17 protein-coding genes and 1 tRNA gene are annotated in these 18,017 nt (G+C 35.0%); 7 read left to right on the top strand and 11 right to left on the bottom strand.

Annotated features, from left to right (window positions below; translation table 11 throughout):
• The first annotated feature begins 20 nt into the window (after nt 1-20).
• A complete protein-coding gene (locus KFZ70_RS06160) occupies nt 21-677 on the top strand; it encodes a metal-dependent transcriptional regulator (protein WP_139696038.1) in 657 nt (218 codons plus the stop codon).
• A 25-nt stretch (nt 678-702) separates the two neighbouring features.
• Here the strand turns inward: KFZ70_RS06160 and KFZ70_RS06165 are convergent, their stop codons facing one another.
• From KFZ70_RS06165 to KFZ70_RS06180, 4 genes are all read right to left on the bottom strand, one after another.
• Nucleotides 703-1,587 carry a DUF1080 domain-containing protein gene (locus tag KFZ70_RS06165; RefSeq protein WP_139696035.1) on the bottom strand — a complete coding sequence of 295 codons (885 nt, stop codon included), beginning with the start codon at nt 1,585-1,587 and terminating at the stop codon, nt 703-705.
• A 271-nt stretch (nt 1,588-1,858) separates the two neighbouring features.
• On the bottom strand, nt 1,859-3,958 hold the full coding sequence (gene feoB, locus KFZ70_RS06170; RefSeq protein WP_139696032.1) for a ferrous iron transport protein B: 2,100 nt from the start codon (nt 3,956-3,958) through the stop codon (nt 1,859-1,861).
• A complete protein-coding gene (locus tag KFZ70_RS06175) occupies nt 3,951-4,187 on the bottom strand; it encodes a FeoA family protein (protein WP_139696029.1) in 237 nt (78 codons plus the stop codon). The genes feoB and KFZ70_RS06175 overlap by 8 nt, the downstream gene beginning before the upstream one ends.
• 71 nt (nt 4,188-4,258) lie before the next feature.
• Nucleotides 4,259-4,933: an SCO family protein gene (locus tag KFZ70_RS06180; protein WP_139696027.1), complete on the bottom strand. Its 675-nt coding sequence runs from the start codon at nt 4,931-4,933 to the stop codon at nt 4,259-4,261.
• 167 nt (nt 4,934-5,100) lie between these two features.
• Here KFZ70_RS06180 and rseP point away from each other — a divergent pair, with 167 nt between their 5' ends.
• From rseP to KFZ70_RS06210, 6 genes are all read left to right on the top strand, one after another.
• Nucleotides 5,101-6,447, top strand: coding sequence for an RIP metalloprotease RseP (rseP, locus tag KFZ70_RS06185; protein ID WP_139696025.1), 1,347 nt, complete (start codon nt 5,101-5,103; stop codon nt 6,445-6,447).
• Between the two features lie 72 nt (nt 6,448-6,519).
• Nucleotides 6,520-6,593 (top strand) — tRNA-Asn (locus KFZ70_RS06190).
• Nucleotides 6,594-6,872: 279 nt separating this feature from the next.
• Nucleotides 6,873-7,403: a hypothetical protein gene (locus KFZ70_RS06195; protein WP_139696023.1), complete on the top strand. Its 531-nt coding sequence runs from the start codon at nt 6,873-6,875 to the stop codon at nt 7,401-7,403.
• 243 nt (nt 7,404-7,646) lie between these two features.
• A complete protein-coding gene (locus KFZ70_RS06200) occupies nt 7,647-8,216 on the top strand; it encodes a Crp/Fnr family transcriptional regulator (RefSeq protein ID WP_407516064.1) in 570 nt (189 codons plus the stop codon).
• A gap of 151 nt (nt 8,217-8,367) precedes the next feature.
• On the top strand, nt 8,368-8,871 hold the full coding sequence (locus KFZ70_RS06205; protein WP_139696020.1) for a hypothetical protein: 504 nt from the start codon (nt 8,368-8,370) through the stop codon (nt 8,869-8,871).
• 37 nt (nt 8,872-8,908) lie between these two features.
• On the top strand, nt 8,909-10,129 hold the full coding sequence (locus KFZ70_RS06210) for a serine hydrolase (protein ID WP_139696018.1): 1,221 nt from the start codon (nt 8,909-8,911) through the stop codon (nt 10,127-10,129).
• 118 nt (nt 10,130-10,247) lie between these two features.
• On the opposite strand, the gene KFZ70_RS06215 is transcribed toward KFZ70_RS06210, so the two are convergent.
• The 7 genes from KFZ70_RS06215 to KFZ70_RS06245 all read right to left on the bottom strand — a co-directional run bounded on the left by KFZ70_RS06215 (nt 10,248) and on the right by KFZ70_RS06245 (nt 17,735).
• Nucleotides 10,248-10,451 carry a hypothetical protein gene (locus KFZ70_RS06215; protein ID WP_139696016.1) on the bottom strand — a complete coding sequence of 68 codons (204 nt, stop codon included), beginning with the start codon at nt 10,449-10,451 and terminating at the stop codon, nt 10,248-10,250.
• The gene (locus KFZ70_RS06220; protein WP_139696014.1) at nt 10,429-10,800 is read right to left on the bottom strand and encodes a hypothetical protein; all 372 of its coding nucleotides are present in this window, start codon (nt 10,798-10,800) and stop codon (nt 10,429-10,431) included. The genes KFZ70_RS06215 and KFZ70_RS06220 overlap by 23 nt, the downstream gene beginning before the upstream one ends.
• Nucleotides 10,801-10,813: 13 nt before the next feature.
• Complete coding sequence (locus KFZ70_RS06225; protein WP_139696012.1) at nt 10,814-11,164, bottom strand: YtxH domain-containing protein; 351 nt, start codon at nt 11,162-11,164, stop codon at nt 10,814-10,816.
• A 180-nt stretch (nt 11,165-11,344) separates the two neighbouring features.
• Nucleotides 11,345-11,638 carry a F0F1 ATP synthase subunit epsilon gene (locus tag KFZ70_RS06230; protein ID WP_139696010.1) on the bottom strand — a complete coding sequence of 98 codons (294 nt, stop codon included), beginning with the start codon at nt 11,636-11,638 and terminating at the stop codon, nt 11,345-11,347.
• Between the two features lie 82 nt (nt 11,639-11,720).
• Entirely contained in the window at nt 11,721-13,229 is a 1,509-nt protein-coding gene (atpD, locus tag KFZ70_RS06235) for a F0F1 ATP synthase subunit beta (protein ID WP_139696008.1), read from the bottom strand.
• Between the two features lie 167 nt (nt 13,230-13,396).
• Nucleotides 13,397-14,965 carry a G-D-S-L family lipolytic protein gene (locus tag KFZ70_RS06240; RefSeq protein WP_407516067.1) on the bottom strand — a complete coding sequence of 523 codons (1,569 nt, stop codon included), beginning with the start codon at nt 14,963-14,965 and terminating at the stop codon, nt 13,397-13,399.
• Between the two features lie 4 nt (nt 14,966-14,969).
• Nucleotides 14,970-17,735, bottom strand: a complete 2,766-nt coding sequence (locus tag KFZ70_RS06245) for a TonB-dependent receptor (RefSeq protein ID WP_139696006.1) — start codon at nt 17,733-17,735, stop codon at nt 14,970-14,972.
• Nucleotides 17,736-18,017: the final 282 nt, after the last annotated feature.

Below are 18,017 nucleotides of genomic sequence, written 5' to 3' on the forward strand. Positions count from 1 at the left end.
GTAGTGACTAAATTATATTCATGATTACCCTTACAGAAGAGAACTATATCAAGGCGATTTATCACTTAGGGAAGTACGGTGCCCACAATGTGAGTACCAATGCTATTGCTAAAGAAATGGAAACTAAGGCCTCATCGGTGACCGATATGGTGAAGAAGCTTTCTGAAAAAGGGTATGCCGACTACAAGAAATACCAAGGCGTTACTTTAACCGAAGAAGGAAAGGAAATTGCTTTGAGCATTGTGAGAAAACACCGCTTATGGGAGGTGTTTTTAGTAGATCATTTAAACTTTTCTTGGGATGAGGTTCATGAGGTAGCCGAACAATTGGAACATATAAAATCTAAAAAATTGATTGAGCAGTTGGATGCTTTTTTAGGATTTCCAACGCATGATCCGCATGGAGATCCTATACCCGATAAATCTGGACATATTAAAAAAATAGATAAAATTTTGCTTTCAGAAGCCCAAGTAGGGCATCGAGGTATTTGTGTAGGTGTAAAGGATTCTTCGTCTAATTTTCTTAAATATTTAGATAAGAATAGCATTGCCTTGGGTACTGAAATTGAAATTATTCACCGCGAACCTTTTGATCATTCTATTACAATACAAGCTAACAATAAAGAACTTATTATTTCAAACTTGATAGCCAATAACTTATTTATTAGAGTTTCTTAGATTGCTTTAATATTTTTAAAATAGATTATGATTTAAATCGTACTGTCTTCTTTATGAATTTTGGAAACTCTTTTATGGGCGTTATGGTTAAATCTTTGTAGTAACACGCAGCGGCTTCTGATTGAATTTGTATTTGTCCTTCCGTTAAAGGTTTTCCTGTTTCAGGGTTTATAGCGTTTTCAACAACCATAACTATTTGTCCGTTTACCACGTGTACTGCATCATTTCCTAATACATATATTTCTAAATGATTCCATTGCCCGTGTGGCATGTCGGGTTCAATATAGGCATGAATATAGCCATTGCCTTCAAAATAGGTGTCTTGGGTTGGGTCATATTGTTTCTTTTGAGCATTGCCTCGAATTTCAACCTTTGGACCAGAAACTTTAGGAATTTCAGTGTTTCCAGAAAGCGGAATGAAATCACCAAGATCTGTTTCCTGTACTTGATATTCTAAGCTGGTTTTCCACGTTTTCCAAAACCTTCCATGAGCTCCATAGGCATGGTACAAAATACCAGAATCTCTTTTGGCGTTAAGCCGAGGTTCCCATTTTTTATCGCCCCATTTAAACTTAACACTCAAATGATAGTTGCTAAAGTTTTTTTCTGTGGTGAGTCCGCCATAAATTTCACCTGTAATTTTTAGAACAAGGCTGCCTTCTTCTTCAATAACAGAGAACACCTGTTTTGCGTCTTGGTTTAAGCCAATGGGTGTACCACTGTTTACATTGTTAGATTGATACGTGCCTTCAGGAAGTCCTTTTACCGTGGTATGCGGAACACCAAGCCATGTTTCAAATTGACTCAAATTAGCATCCAATAAGGCAATTGATTTTGATTTATTCTGGCTATATGTTAAAAGGGAAGCTGCAAAGCATAGGCATAAAAAGAGTCTTAACTTAAAATACATGTTGCGTGTTTTTTACAAGTGTACTCAAATGTAATAAAAATAGATAAGCTATAGCCTTGAAAATATTGGTATAGCACAATTTGTATTTCAGGACATTATGATAATCTGCTAGTGGCAACCACAATCTTCATTGCCACACGCTTTTTTGGGTTTTGATTTTTTCCAAAAGAACTTTTTAATTAAAAAAGCCACAGCCAGTCCAACTGCAGAAAAAGCTAATATATTTTGTACTATGGTATTCATACCTTTAAAGGTCGTAAAAAAGTGGTAATTATTTCAATAATTGGAAGGCAATTAAAGCAACAATATATGCAAAAGAAGACATCAAGGCTAATTGAAGTGAAGGCCATTTCCAAGAATTGGTCTCTCTTTTTACCACAGCCAAAGTACTCATACACTGCATAGCAAAGGCATAAAAAAGTAGCAAGGATATTCCAGAAGCAAAATTAAACAAAGGCCCTCCCAAAATAGGATTGACTTCGCCAGCCATTCTATTTTTAATCGTTTCTTCATCGTCACTTCCTACACTGTAAATTGTGGCTAATGTACCAACAAACACCTCACGAGCAGCAAACGAACTTACAATAGCAATGCCAATTTTCCAGTCGTAACCCAAAGGTCTTATAACGGGTTCAATGGCTCTTCCTGTAATTCCTATAAAAGAATGCTCTAACTTATGTGATGTTATTTTATTTTGAAGTTCTTCGTCGCTTAAATTTTGCGAGGCAAATTGGGTTTTAACAATTTCTTCAGCATTATTAAATTGTTCTCCAGGGCCATATGAAGCCAAAAACCATAATACAATAGAAATAGCCAAAATAATTTTACCAGCTCCAAAAACAAATGCTTTTGTTTTTTCAACAACGGTTAGCACTACGTTTTTAAAAAGTGGTAATTTATAGTTGGGCATTTCAACCACAAAGAAAGATTTACTTTTTATTTGAAGCACTTTATTAAGGATATAAGCTGAAATGACTGCGGTTCCAAAGCCGATTAAGTACAGTAACATTAGGGTTAACGCTTGATAGCTTAAGCCCAAGAAGCGCCCTTCTGGTATTACCAAAGCAATTATAATAAGGTATACAGGCAGTCTGGCTGAACACGTTGTGAATGGGGTGACTAAAATGGTGATTAAGCGTTCTTTCCAACTTTCAATATTTCTTGTAGCCATAATAGCTGGAATGGCACAGGCTGTACCAGAAATAAGAGGCACGACACTCTTACCACTTAAACCAAAACGCCTCATAACACGATCCATTAAAAATACCACACGGCTCATATAGCCACTTTCTTCAAGAATAGAGATGAATAGAAAGAGAAAGGCAATTTGAGGAATAAAAATAACAATACCGCCTAACCCAGGAATAATACCTTCGGTAAGCAAGCTGGTAAAGGCGCCGTCGGGGAGTAAGTTAGCTAACCACTCACTTAATGAAGCAAAAGAGGCATCAATGAAATCCATTGGCACCGTAGCCCAGTCATAAATAGCTTGAAAAATAAGAAGCAGAATGGCAAAAAATATAATATACCCCCAAAATTTATGGGTTAAAATACGGTCAAATTTGGTGCGTAAATCTTTGGCCTGTGTTACATCAATGGTTTGCCCAACTTTTAAAACGTTGTTAATAAATTGATAGCGTTTTATGGTTTCCTTTTGCTGTAAACGTTTTAAGTCGGCATTAGTTTTTGTCTTGAAATCGGCCACCGCATCCACTTCGTTACGATCTACTTTCCCAAAATTAACATCTTGTGTAATAACCAACCACAATTTGTACATGAGTTGATTTGGAAAGGTTTTTTTCAAATTTTCAAAATACGTAACGTCAATGGAAGCAATATCTAAACAAGGTTTTACAGAAACATCTTTGTAATTAGAAATAAGCTGTTTTAATTCATCAATACCTTGTTTTTTTCTGGTGCTAACCAAGGCAATTTTTGTTTGAAGCTCCTTTTCTAAATGCTCAATATCCAATGAAATACCCTTGTAGCTCATTCTGTCGGCCATGTTTATCACCAAGATGGTAGGTATTTGTAAATCTTTTATTTGTGTAAATATTAAAAGATTACGCTTTAGGTTTTCAACATCAGTAACTACAACAGCAATATCAGGAAAGTCTTTGTTATTTTGATTTAAAAGAAGTTCAATAACTACGCTTTCATCTAATGAAGAGGCGTTTAAGCTGTAGGTTCCTGGTAAATCTATAATATGAGCTTTTACGCCTCTGGGGAGCTTACAAACTCCCTCCTTTTTTTCAACAGTAATACCAGGATAGTTTCCTACTTTTTGGTTTAAACCCGTTAAAGCATTAAATACCGAGGTTTTTCCTGTGTTTGGGTTACCAATTAGTGCAACATTAATCTGTTTACTCATTAGTTACCTTTTCAATTAAAATGTGAGCTGCCGTTTCTTTTCTAATAGCAAGATGAGACCCATTTATATTTAAATACATAGGGTCTTGAAATGGCGCTACTTGAACAAGTTTTACTGAATTACCAGGTAAACATCCCATTTCTAAAAGCTTTAGCGGAATGTGAATGGATGACACATCAGTAATGATAGCGTCTTCTCCTCGTTTTAAATGTGCTAAAGTATCTTGCAATGTTATTTAGATTGATTTTAAAGAAGCAAAAATAGTGTAAAAAATTAGCCTAAAAAAATGTATTTATAAAACTATTGCTGGTATTCTTCTTTTAGAATTTTGATGTCTTTTAAAAGACGCAAAATATCTTCTGAATTTGTGCCGTCATAAAACCCACGTATTTGCCGTTTTTTGTCTATGAGCATAAAGTTTTCGGTATGAATCATGTCAAAGGGACCACCATCGCCGTTATCTTTTACGGCTAAATAGCTTTTTCTGGCAAGCTCATAAATTTGCTTTTTATCACCAGTTACTAAATTCCATTTTTCGTCATTAACTCCCTTTTTGTTTGCGTACTGTCTTAATTGTGCCACAGTATCAATATCTGGTGTTACCGAATGTGATAACAGCATCACCTCGTCATCATTTAAAATCTCTTTTTGTATATCTGCCATGTGGTTGGTCATAATAGGGCATATCGTTTGGCAGGTGGTAAAAAAGAAATCAGCCACATATATTTTATCCTTGTAAGCTTCTTGAGTTATAATGTTTCCGTTTTGATTAACCAGACTAAAATCTGCTATTTTATGGTATTTCTTTTTGTATTGTATCGTGCTGTCTACCAATTCTGTGCTTACCATAGCGGGTTGGTAAATAGGGAGCGGTTGGTAAACGTTCAGCGTATTATAAATAAGGGCTATGATGACAATAGAAATGATTGTAAAAGCAATGGCAAATTTTTTGTACGCTTTAAAAAACGATAGCATGCGAACTTATATAAAATTATAAACACAAAAATACAATGAATTACGGATTTGGTTGTTAGATTTTTAGTTTAAAATGGTGTTAAAAAGAGATGCATACCGTAATAGTTTTTTCAAAGTTGGTTTAAAACGTTACTTTTGTGCGATTATAAAAAAATGTTAGACGATATATGGAATTTGTTATAAAGATATCTCAGTTTTTATTAAGCTTATCACTACTGATTATTCTTCATGAATTAGGGCACTTTATTCCTGCCAAAGCTTTTAAAACTCGGGTAGAAAAGTTTTACTTGTTTTTTGATGTCAAGTTCTCACTGTTTAAAAAGAAAATAGGAGAAACGGTATACGGTATAGGGTGGTTGCCTTTAGGAGGGTATGTGAAAATTTCGGGCATGATTGATGAGAGTATGGATACCGAGCAAATGGCACAAGAACCACAACCTTGGGAATTTCGGTCTAAACCAGCATGGCAAAGATTAATAATTATGTTAGGTGGTGTTACCGTAAATTTCTTGTTAGCCATATTAATTTACATCGGCATGAGTTATTTTTATGGTGATATCTTTCTTCCTAATGAAAATATAAAAGACGGATTACTTATTGAAAGTTCTGTAGCTAATAAAGCAGGATTACAAACTGGTGATAAGATTATAGCTGTAGATGGTGATGAGATTGAAACTTTTTCTCAAATTACTGAAAAGGTGTTGTTTGGTAAAGTTATCACCATTGAGAGAGATGGGAGACAATCTACCATCACGATGCCAGAAGATTTCCTATCACAATTGATGGATGCCAAAGAAAAAGGGTTTATAAATTTAAGACAACCCTTTATTGTTATGAAAGTACCTGATACATCTTTTAATTATACCAGCGGTTTAAAAGAAGGCGACATGCTTGTTGGATTGAATGGTGTTTCAACAAAATATGCCGATCAAGTAAAAACACAATTAGAAGCATTTAAAGGTCAAAGCGTAACAGGAATAGTAAAAAGAGACGATCAAGAGATTGAAGTTCCTCTTAAGATTAGTGATGAAGCTAAATTAGGTTTAGTGATTGCTGGCGGATCTACTTTTGAAACCTTGGAAGCTTTAGGATATTATGATTTTGAAGTTAAAGATTATGGGGTACTAGAAGCATTTCCTGTAGGGTTGAAAAAAGCCAAAGACAAAATTGTGTCATATTGGGATCAACTAGGGGCTATTTTTACGCCCAGCACAGGTGCTTATAAAGGTGTAGGTGGCTTTAAAGCTATATATGATATTTTTCCAAGTTCATGGAGCTGGCAGGTGTTTTGGAACATTACAGCCTTTCTTTCTATCATGTTAGGTGTGTTAAACTTGTTACCTATCCCTGCGTTAGATGGCGGTCACGTCATGTTTCTATTATATGAAATGATATCAGGAAGAAAGCCAGGAGATAAGTTTATGGAGTATGCTCAAATGGTTGGGTTCTTTATTTTAATTGCGCTTGTGCTGTTTGCCAATGGAAACGATATTTATAAAGCCATTTTTGGGTAAAAAATTTTAAAAAATTATTTGCAGTAATTAAAAAACAGTTTATATTTGCACTCGCTAAAGCAAAGCACATCTTCCTCTTTAGCTCAGTTGGTTAGAGCATCTGACTGTTAATCAGAGGGTCCTTGGTTCGAGCCCAAGAAGAGGAGCTTAGCAAGCATAAGGCTTCACAGAAATGTGAGGCCTTTTTTTATGGACTTAACTAAGCTTTTAACTTACCTGTATTTTACGGATCATGATCAATTGTTGTGTTTAGGCAAAAAAAGCATTCACCTACACTAATAAGTGGATGATGTTCTAGTTGCAATGATAAATATAATCTTATCGATATAAGAATAAAACCACCTAAGAAATTAGGTAGTTTTTTTGTGTTTAATACTTTCCATTTAAAGTTCCGTATCTTTAGAAAACTAATCAATAATAATGTTATGACAAAACTATTAATAATTGTGTTAGGTGTTTTTGGGATATTAAGCATAAATGCACAAGAGGAAGGAAAGTTTAGAGTAGGTTTAGATTTGGGGTATGTTTTTGAAAATGATGGCGGTGCACTTTTTTCAGTTGAGCCAAAATATAATATCACTGATAATTCAAATATTGGTTTAAGGCTTGGTTCGGCTGCTTCTCTAGGAATTAAAGATGCCGACTATAATATAAGTATATTAGGTACTTATGACTATTACTTTAGTAGTGAAAATTCTTCAACCTCACCATTCTTAGGAATTGGTTTAGGCTATTTTGCTTTAAGTGATATAGGAGGTCCAGGGGGAGATGTTATTAATCTAGGAGAGCAATTCGGAGCCTTAGTTAGAGGAGGGGTTGAATTGGGTAAATTTAGAATGACTCTAGAATATAATATCCTACCTAAGTCAGATTTAGAGTTTGGGGAATCCATAAAAAATAGTTATTTAGGAGCCAGTATAGGCTTTTATGTTAGTGGTGGAAAATGGAAAAACTAATATCATATTAAACGTTTTTTTATTGTCAATAAATATATCCCTATTAAATAATGAAGTAAACTTCAGCAAATTATCATTACATTGATTCGATAAAACAATATCTGTGAGGAGCTAAGCAAAATCAAGACTTCACAGTAATGTGAGGTCTTTTTTTATGCTTATAAAACACCCCATTTGTTTTTTGTATCTTTAAAAGAATTAATTCCTTAAATGTATTAATTGATGGAGCAAAGGTATGTTCATATGTTAAATCTGGTCAATCGTATTTCCAAATTAGACGCCCTTGAAGAGCAATTAATCATGAATAGCTTTAAACCTTTTAACCTTGTAAAGGGAGCCTGTTTTTTAGAGTCAGGCAAAATTAATAGACATGTTGCTTTTCTTCATAGCGGTTTGGTTAGGTATTTTGTTTATAATGATGGTGATGAAGCGACCTTTGAATTTACTAAAGAAGGAGAGTTTATAGCCGATTACCAAAGCTTCAATAATAAGACACCTTCACTACAAAATATTCAAGCTATAGAGGATTGTGAAATGTTAATAATTAACTATTCCGATCTGCAAAACATATTTAAAAAAGTGTCAAATGGAAATTTAATAGGACGTATTATTATTGAACATCGTTTTGAAGTTATGGTGCGTCAGTTACTCGCCATTTATATGCAGGGGCATGTAGAACGCTATAAAAGTTTTATAGAGAACTATTCTAATCTTGCTCAAAGAATTCCACAGTATCATATAGCGTCTTATGTTGGAGTAAAACCACCCTCATTAAGTAGAATAAGACGAAAATTTGCTAATGACATTTCTTAACTCAGGTTAATGAATCTTAGGTAACAGCTCATTAATTTTGACTTAGAAGTTTGTTAAAAGAAATAGTTTGACCATGAAAAAGATGCACGCAATTAAGTTTTCTAAGGTTTTTTTAAGCTTGATATTGCTAGTTTTTATCGGCTGTAAACAAATGAGTGACATTGAAATAGATCGTTCTGCCAGGCTAAATGGAGGGTTTGAACACATCCAAAATGATTTACCTGTGAATTGGCAAATGTATACGCCTCATACAGTTCCTAACTCTGATTTCAATATTGTGATAGATCAAGAAAATTTTATTGAGGGTAAAAAATCACTTAAGTTTGAAGTCAAACATTGTAAAAGTACTGGCGGATGGGGCTCTCCTGGGTTTACTAATCAGTTTCGCGAGGTAGGAAGTTTTAAAGGAGAAGCTAGTTATAGTATTAAGTTCTGGATTATGAATCAAGGTACAAAATATAGAATTAAGGCAGGTGGTGTTAATGCCTTTGAAGGACATATGAAGGTTATATTGGAAGATAACGCAGACATACACCGGTGGAAAATGTTTGAGTTTATCATAGATGTTCCTAAAGACATGGAACTTAGATTAGAGTTGAATATTCTTGAACCAGGAACTTTCTGGATTGATAATGTCCAAATACATAAAATATAATAGCTGAACCCGTTTTGTGTTACTAAGCCGTATTGAAATGATGAAACTAATCAAAAGAATAGGTAAAGGAATAATAGTTTTTTTATTGTTAGGAAGCCTTATTATAGCATTTTTTTACAGGCAAGAAGCTTATCGTTTATACAAGGTAGTTACCTTTTTTGAACCAGAAAGCATATCGGAGAATTTTCGTGATATTGAGTCCATTTTCCCAATAAGATTAGTTCAAAAATCATCACAACCCTATGCCTTTCCTTATGCCAATAAAGCACATATTTTGCCTAAAAATTTTAGTCATAATGATTCCGTTATAAACACACAATTTTATCTTGATTATACGCTTACAGATGCTTTATTGGTTATACAAAATGATTCTATTAAGCATGAATATTATAGCAATGGATTTCAACCAACAGATACCCATATTTCATTTTCCATGGCTAAATCTGTTATCTCTACACTCATAGGAATAGCTATTGAAGAGGGCTATATTAAAAGTATAAAGAATACCGTTACCGAGTATCTTCCAGAGTTTGAAGGAACGGGGTATGATGGTGTTCAAATTAAAGACGTGTTGCAAATGTCATCAGGAGTGAAGTTTAATGAAGACTATAGTGACTTTTATTCAGATATTAATATTATGGGACGCTATTTTGCTATTGGAAAACCCATGAGAAAATTTGCTAAAACCTTAATAAGAGAACGAGAACCTGGTACTTATAATCAATATGTAAGTATAGATACGCAAGTTCTTGGTATGATTTTGACTAAAGCAACAGGTATGTCAATTTCCGAATATATGTATAAAAAATTGTGGGAACCTATTGGAGCGGAATTTGATGCTTTTTGGATTATTGATAATGAGGGGATGGAGTTTGCTTTAGGTGGCTTGAACTGTACTGCTAAAGACTATGCTAAAATGGGACAGTTATTTCTGAATTTAGGCCATTGGAAGGGTAAACAATTAGTGCCTAGCGAATGGGTAAAGGCGTCCATTACACCAGATGCGCCACATTTAATGCCAGGCAAGCGCACTAATGCTAAATTGAAAGAGGGTTATGGGTATCAATGGTGGATTCCATTAGGTGCTCTTGATGAGTTTTATGCTCAAGGTATTTATACACAATTTATATATGTAGACCCAGATAAAGATATGGTTATTGTTAAACTATCTTCAAATTATCATTTTAAAACAGATACAACCCACTTTTTTCGAGATCATGAACTAACTTTATATAGAACTATTGCTGAATCTTTATAAAGTATTCTTATCATAAAGTGAAATCAAATGTTAGCAGGTTTTCTAATTGGTTGAATGCGATATATTATTGTGTAACAGTTCTACAAACCTAAAACATCAGAACAATGAAAGGTCTTTTTTACCTTTTAAATAGTTTCCTAAGAAATAGAAACGTACTGAGTTTACTTCCAAGTTCAACACCTGTTTGTAGCCACTGTGGCAGTTTTACACTATCCTCATAGTCTTTTTTTAGATGCTTTAATTCTTCTAACGCAATTTTGCGTTCAAGATTGAGAATTTTTAAATCGCGCTCAACACTTTCAAGATTGTGATATATTTTCATCGTTACTAAAAAAGGGTTTGGATAGAGATTTAACAATACTATTGTTTATTCGTTTTCTTAACATATAAACAATCAAAGCAAACAAAAGGTATAAGAGTCCAATTAAGCTAAAACCTAAGGGATAACTCTCTAAAATCACGCTTAATTTAAAGGCTAAGGCCACGGTAAAAAAGCTTAAAGCTATTAAAATTAAGCTACCTATAGCAAGCACCTTTAAGAGCATACTTGCTGAAACAGATAGTTGTTGAAATAGTTTTAATTTATAATATGCATACGATTTATTTAAGAATCGTTCGCCAGTTTCAACCGCTTTTTTATTCGTTTCTTTTACAGAATCAATAACGCTCATTAAGCCGAAGGTTTTAAGAGTTTGTTTTATTTGAAGTCTCCTTTTGAAATTGTTTATTTCGAGCCTTTAAAATAGCTAATTTTTGTTCTAAACTCGTAATAATATCATCAGCTTTGTAACTGGCATTGTTGAGTATAGATTCCAATTGACTATCTAATGAGTCTTTCTTTTGCTTCGCTTGAGATGCTACCTTGTCCTTTACCTCATGGGCTTTTTCAGATAAGTCTGCTTTAGCAGACAAGGCTTCATCCACTAGTTTTTGTCTGGTGTTAATCCCTTTGTCTGGTGCAAATAATATACCTAGAGTTGCCCCTATAGCGCCTCCTGCCAATAAGCCTAATACTAGATTACTACTTTTACTCATCTTGCTTTTTTTTAATTAATATTCCTTTTCCTTAAAATTAACTAAAATAATTGAGATGCCTAAAAAGAGTGATTTAAAAATTAAATCTTAAGTGCGTTTGTATTAATTGGTAACATCTTGAGCAAATAAAAAGGGAATGCAATCGCATTCCCTTTATTTATAGTATATCTTAAAATGAGATTAATCAGCCAAAATAATAGCCTTATTATCTTTCATTTCTAAAGTTCCTGATTTAATATTTATAAGTAAGACTTTGTTGTCTACCATATGAGGTTTAACTTCAGGATGTAATTGGTCATAATCTAAATGGCTTTCAGTGTGTATTCTAATCTTAATAGTTCCTGCTACCAAGGTTGAAACAATTGGAGCGTGATTATTTAACATTTGAAACTCACCATTTGCACCTGGTACAGCTACAGATTCTACCTTTGAATTAAATAATGTTGCTTCAGGGGATACAATTTCTAAATACATATGTTCTAATTATGAATTATGAATTATGAATTCCGAATATATTATGTACTCATAATTCTTCATTCTTAATTCTGAATTAAAATTAAGCTTCAGCTAACATTTTATCACCAGCCTCAATAGCTTCTTCAATGGTTCCTTTAAGGTTGAATGCTGCTTCTGGTAAGTGATCTAACTCACCATCCATAATCATATTAAACCCTTTAATAGTTTCTTTAATATCAACTAATACACCAGGAATACCAGTAAACTGCTCAGCTACGTGGAATGGTTGTGATAAGAAACGTTGTACACGTCTTGCTCTACCTACAGCTAATTTATCGTCTTCCGATAATTCCTCCATACCAAGGATCGCAATAATATCTTGTAATTCTTTGTAACGTTGTAATAACTCTTTAACGCGTTGGGCACAGTTGTAGTGATCTGCTCCTAAAATGTCTGCTGTTAAAATTCTAGACGTAGAATCTAATGGGTCTACCGCAGGATAAATACCTAACTCAGCAATTTTACGAGATAATACTGTTGTTGCATCTAAGTGCGCGAACGTAGTTGCAGGCGCAGGGTCAGTTAAATCATCCGCCGGTACGTAAACCGCTTGTACAGAAGTAATAGATCCTTTTTTAGTTGAAGTAATACGCTCTTGCATAGCACCCATTTCTGTTGCTAATGTTGGTTGGTAACCTACCGCAGAAGGCATACGACCTAATAATGCAGATACCTCAGATCCAGCTTGTGTAAAACGGAAGATGTTATCTACGAAGAAAAGTACGTCTTTTCCTTGACCATCACCAGCGCCATCACGGAAATATTCAGCAATAGTTAAACCAGATAAAGCCACACGTGCACGAGCTCCTGGAGGCTCATTCATTTGTCCGAATACGAAAGTCGCTTTAGATTCTTTCATTTTAGATTTATCTACTTTCGATAAATCCCATCCACCTGCTTCCATAGAATGCATAAAGTCTTCACCATATCGGATAATACCAGACTCTAACATCTCTCTTAAAAGGTCATTTCCTTCACGTGTTCTTTCTCCTACACCAGCAAATACTGATAAACCACCGTGACCTTTTGCAATATTGTTAATCAACTCCTGAATCAATACTGTTTTACCTACACCAGCACCACCAAATAAACCAATTTTACCACCTTTTGCATAAGGCTCAATAAGGTCAATTACTTTAATACCTGTAAATAAAACTTCAGTAGAAGTTGATAAATCTTCAAATTTAGGTGCTTGTCGGTGAATTGGTAATCCCGCATTTCCTGCTTTAGGTAAATCACCAAGACCATCAATAGCATCTCCAATTACATTAAATAAACGTCCGTAAACATCATCACCAATTGGCATTTGGATAGGAGCACCAGTTGCAATAACTTCAGTTCCTCTACTTAAACCATCAGATGAATCCATAGCTATGGTACGAACGGTATCTTCACCAACGTGAGACTGTACCTCTAGTACTAATATAGAACCATCAGGTCTTTTTATTTCTAATGAATCGTAAATTTTTGGAAGCTCTGAACCTGCAGCGAATTCAACATCGATAACTGGTCCAACGATCTGTGCAACTTTTCCTGTAACTTTAGACATTACTTATTTGTTTAATTTTATGCGACTTAATTGTGAAAACACTTTTTGTTTTCGCGCTGCAAAGATATATTTTTTAATTTAAAATGAAAGTGCTTTTTCTTGGCTTTTTTATAATAAAAAAACACCCTCATTTTGAAGGTGTTTTTTGCAATTCTTTCATATTTAAATTATTGTAACAAAGGTGAGTAGTTGGTTGGGTACGCGCCAATATCAACTAAATTGCCAGAGGCTTCAAAATTAGAGCCATATTTAGCATCAATGGCTTTCATAAATTCGTTCGCAATTATGGCGTAACCACGAGAGGTTAAATGTACACCATCTAATGAAAAGGCACCTCCAGTGACCAGATCTGACGTTAAAATAAAATTATTAGACGCTATGCCTGTGTCTTTTAGTTGAGATAACAAGGTATTGGCATCTACAAAGGCCAATCCAGCTTGACCGGCAGCAGCTTCAATAGTAGCATTAAAGTTATCTACTGCGGTTTTAATTTCGGCTTGCTCACTCGGAATGAGTACAAGTTGGTCTTGCAGGGGATAGCTAATGCCATTCACGTTAACAGGTGCTGGTAAGCCCGGAGCCGGTTTTCCAATTTGCGAACCAGCTGCTAAAAGGATTAGATCATCGGGTTTGGCTTGTCTGCATTTTCCAAAAATAGCTCCGAATGCGCCAGCGGTTGGTGCGCCTAAAACAGGAGTAAGTGTGGCTGCAATTTCTGCTGATCTATCGGTTGCGGTTTCGTCATGTATCAGTAAAGGGTTGGGGCCATCAGCGGATAGTAGATTAACTCGGTCGGGTTCTCCTAATGCTGTGAAAATCTGATTTAATGGTCCATAAAGTTGCGCGTTTAAGGTCGGAATTAAAGGCAAAATACTCTCAAAATCTGGGTCTGTAGGATCTAATAGATCCCATGGAATAGTTGTGAAATTTGGTATATCTGATACATAAGGAATATTAGCAATTACGCCTTTTGCACCTCCTGAGGTTAGGGTATTTACTATTGTAGTCATAGCAAAATCAAACGTGGGCTGGTCTGTAATAGGGTTAGTGCCATCACCTCCAGTTAATGCATAGCCTAAAATATCATTACTTCCTAACCATAATGTGAAAAATGTTGGGTTTTGAGCCATAGTTAATTCCAGAATACTGGCATTGGGCGTGTTTCCTGTCATTCTTATAAAGTACGGATTGGCGAGCGGTAAGTTTGCTAAATTACCATAACCTGGTGCTATCACATGAAAACTTTTTGCTCCAGGGACTCCCATATTGTTAAAAGGCCCCGTTGGGTTGTTCAATACAATATCTGTTGTAACGGTGACTGGTCCAATGACAGACTCTAAAGGTTGGGGGGCACCTCCTGTAGTTACAAATCTGGGATTGAAACCTTCAATTCTGGTGCCGTTTAAGGCGAGTCCACCAAAATTATCGCTAACTAAAGGTTGGGTAAATGCGCCACCGCCAGCTAATTCAAATTTTTCTGAAAGTATTTTTGGGAATGCGTTTTTCTGTGCAGCCAGAAAGAGCGTTCCGTCCGACAGTCCCGCTGTAAGTGAATTTCCAACAGAGACATACTTTGAAAAATCAGCCACACCAGAGGTTAAATCGGGTAAAATAATCTCTTTAGGGACTGGAATATTATTGTCTCTTAATACATCTTCGGGTGAATTACATGCGGTAAAACCCAGTAAAAGAAATAGAACGATTATATATTTTGTATTCATGATTTTCTTTTTCATTTTATTAATTGTTAATAATCCATGAAACGTAGTACATGGAACCTATAAAGCCAGTGCCATAAGCAGTATAGTATTCTTTCCCAGTAAGGTTTGTTGCCCCTGCTTTAAAAGTAGATTTAAAACTGGGTACTTGCAAATTGATTTGAGCATCAAGAACGTGGTATTCTGGAACAAGCCCGTTTCCAAAAGTAGCCTCCCAATAATAGTTATCGCTATATCTGTAAGCTATATTAAAGCCAAAGTTTTTAAACAACTCAGTATTTCCAAATGAAGCTTTGAATTTATGTTCAGGGGTGTTAAAGTTAGTTACAAAATCAGGGTATTTCTTTCTGTCAAAATCCAGTTTGGAATAGGTATAACTTCCGCTTAAATCGAAATTACCAAATATTTTGGTTGATAACCCAAGGGATGCGCCGTAGGAGTTTACGTCTGCTTCAGAATTTGTATAAATACCATAATCTTGAAAGTCACCATTTTCAATAGCGTTGATTGATAGTGAGTTATCTCCAACAGTGCCATAAAGTGGTGCTACAACTCTGTTCTGCGAAATAAAATCTTTATAGCTATTGTAATAGGCACTAAAATCAATAGTAAGGTTGTTAAGTTTTCCTCTATATCCAACCTCGGCCGAAGTCACTTGCTCTGGTTTTATTAGGCTAGGGTTACCAATGGCGCTAGGTTCTTCAAAAACATCGGTGTTTCCGGTTTCTTCATATTCTTGAACGGCACTTCTGGTGTATGAATTGGTATACGCTGCAGCCCCTGTTTGCGTGATTGAAGCTGGTTGCCCTAACAGTTGCCCACTAGTACTAACTCTATAATCTCTAGAATATCTATCTAAGTTGTTAGGAGCTGAGCCTACCAAAATATAAGAACTAGTGTCTAGACCAATAAATAAATCTTGGGTGGTTGGATTTCTAAATCCAGTTTGAACAGATGCTCTAATGTTATGATCTCTATTTATGGTTAAGCCTGCCGATAATCTCGGAGAAAAGAATCCATCAAAAAACTCTGATTTATCATAACGAACGGAGCCCGTTAACTTTAATTCTAAGCTTTGATTTAATTCTAGGCTTTTTTGAATTTGCGTATATAGTCCGAATTCAGAATAGTCAATAGATCCATCATAATCTGTGTAAATGGTTCCAAATGAATTTAAATTATATTTTCTGTAAGAGCCACCTACTTGTATCTCGGCCCAATCCATTAAATGACTAAAGTTATAATTTCCATCTGCATGGTAGTATTTAGAGGCATCTTGAAATTTTGATCCTGTAGCTAAATTAGGATCGTTGATACTTCGGTTAAAGGCCTCATTAAACTCTGGAGATCCAGGTAAATATCTTCCCGATTCTGCTTGTGCCCTTGCAGCAGCATGCGCTTGATCTTCAGTGGCTCCGCCCAATGTGGCTCCTACATAGGTGCTTATATAATCGCCAAACCAATCTTCATCACTTTTCCAAGCTCTATTAATTTGAACGGCTGTTACAACCATATCATAAGAATCACCAGCTTTATCTGAAACTACATATCCTCTTAAAAAGAAATTATTGTTCTTAAACTCTAGTTTATGCTGTTGTTGCGTGAAACCATCTATATAGTACCTATTACTACCTTGATAGATAGTAGACCCCGTACCAACTTTTCCAACATAAGATATTTCAAAATCGTTTTCCCAAGGGCGATAGTATAAGCCCCAATCCGCTTTAACACTTTCAGCATTGTGATCGGTTAAGTATTCTTCTTCATATCCCGTTCTACTTACATAAACATTTGGGACAAGAGGTTTGATAAATTCAGGAGCTTCTGCCCTTATATTTGCTGAAGCAAGATCACCATAAACGTTTACACCGTCATAATTTATATTGCTCTCTCGAGTGCCTCCATTCGAATTTTTATCAACCTTACTATTAGCAGCCCAATCAGTACCTTTTAAATAGCCAAAATTAATTTTCCCAGCAAATTTGTTACTGAACTTATGTGCTGCTCTAAAACTTAAATCAGTATAAGCATTATCGCCAGCAGCTTTTTGTGATGTGATTCCCCGTTTTAGTGATGCACTGATACCCGGATAATCAAATGGGTTTTTACTACGCATAAATAATATACCATTAAAGGCATTAGCACCATATAATGCTGAAGATGCTCCAGGTAGTAATTCAACACTGAGCACATCGGTTTCGGTCATACCTACTAAATTACCTATTGGGAAGTTAAGGGCTGGTGTGGAATTATCCATCCCATCAACCAATTGCATAAAGCGGTTGTTTGCAAAGGTGGCAAAGCCACGGGTGTTAACCGACTTAAATGTCAAACTATTGGTATTAACATCAACGCCTTTTAAGTTTTCTAAACCATCATAAAAATCTGCTGATGCTGTATTTTTTATCTCTTTAAGCCCAAAACGCTCTACGGTTACTGGTGATTCAAAAATACGTTCGGGTGTTCTAGAGGCTGAAATAACCACTTCGTCTAAGGCCGTACCTTCAATTAAAACAAAGCTTAGTGTTTGACTGTTTGATGTTACCTCTAAGGTCATGGATTCAAAGCCTACACTACTAGCCTGGACTGAAAATGGTGGATTTTGACTATAGGTTAATGTAAAATTACCGTCAAAATCGGTCACTGTGCCCGTTGTTGTTCCTAGAACAATGATATTTGCGCCAGGGATGGGTTGACTATTGTCATCAACAACTGATCCTGAAATTGTTGTTTGAGAGTATGCAAAACTGCAAATGAACAACAGTAATAATTGATAAAATGTCTTCATGTAATGTTAAAATAGTTAAGTTTGAACTAAAATAGTATTTTGTTTTAAATAGTGCTTGCCAATAAAAATATAAAAAAATTATGCACGCATAGTATGTTTTAATAAAATATTGAGTTAAATATTGCCATATTCTAAATTTAAACATAAAATATCTAAAATAATTGATTTTAAATCTAAGTAAGATAATGTGAGGAGAAGTAATGTCCTGAATCTTATTTGAAAGAATTTTTCGGACAACCTTAAAAGCAATAAAAAAGCCTATGAGTTTTAAATTCATAGGCT

The sequence above is a fragment of the Allotamlana fucoidanivorans genome (genome assembly GCF_045788535.1).
GTDB classification, from domain to species: domain Bacteria; phylum Bacteroidota; class Bacteroidia; order Flavobacteriales; family Flavobacteriaceae; genus Allotamlana; species Allotamlana fucoidanivorans.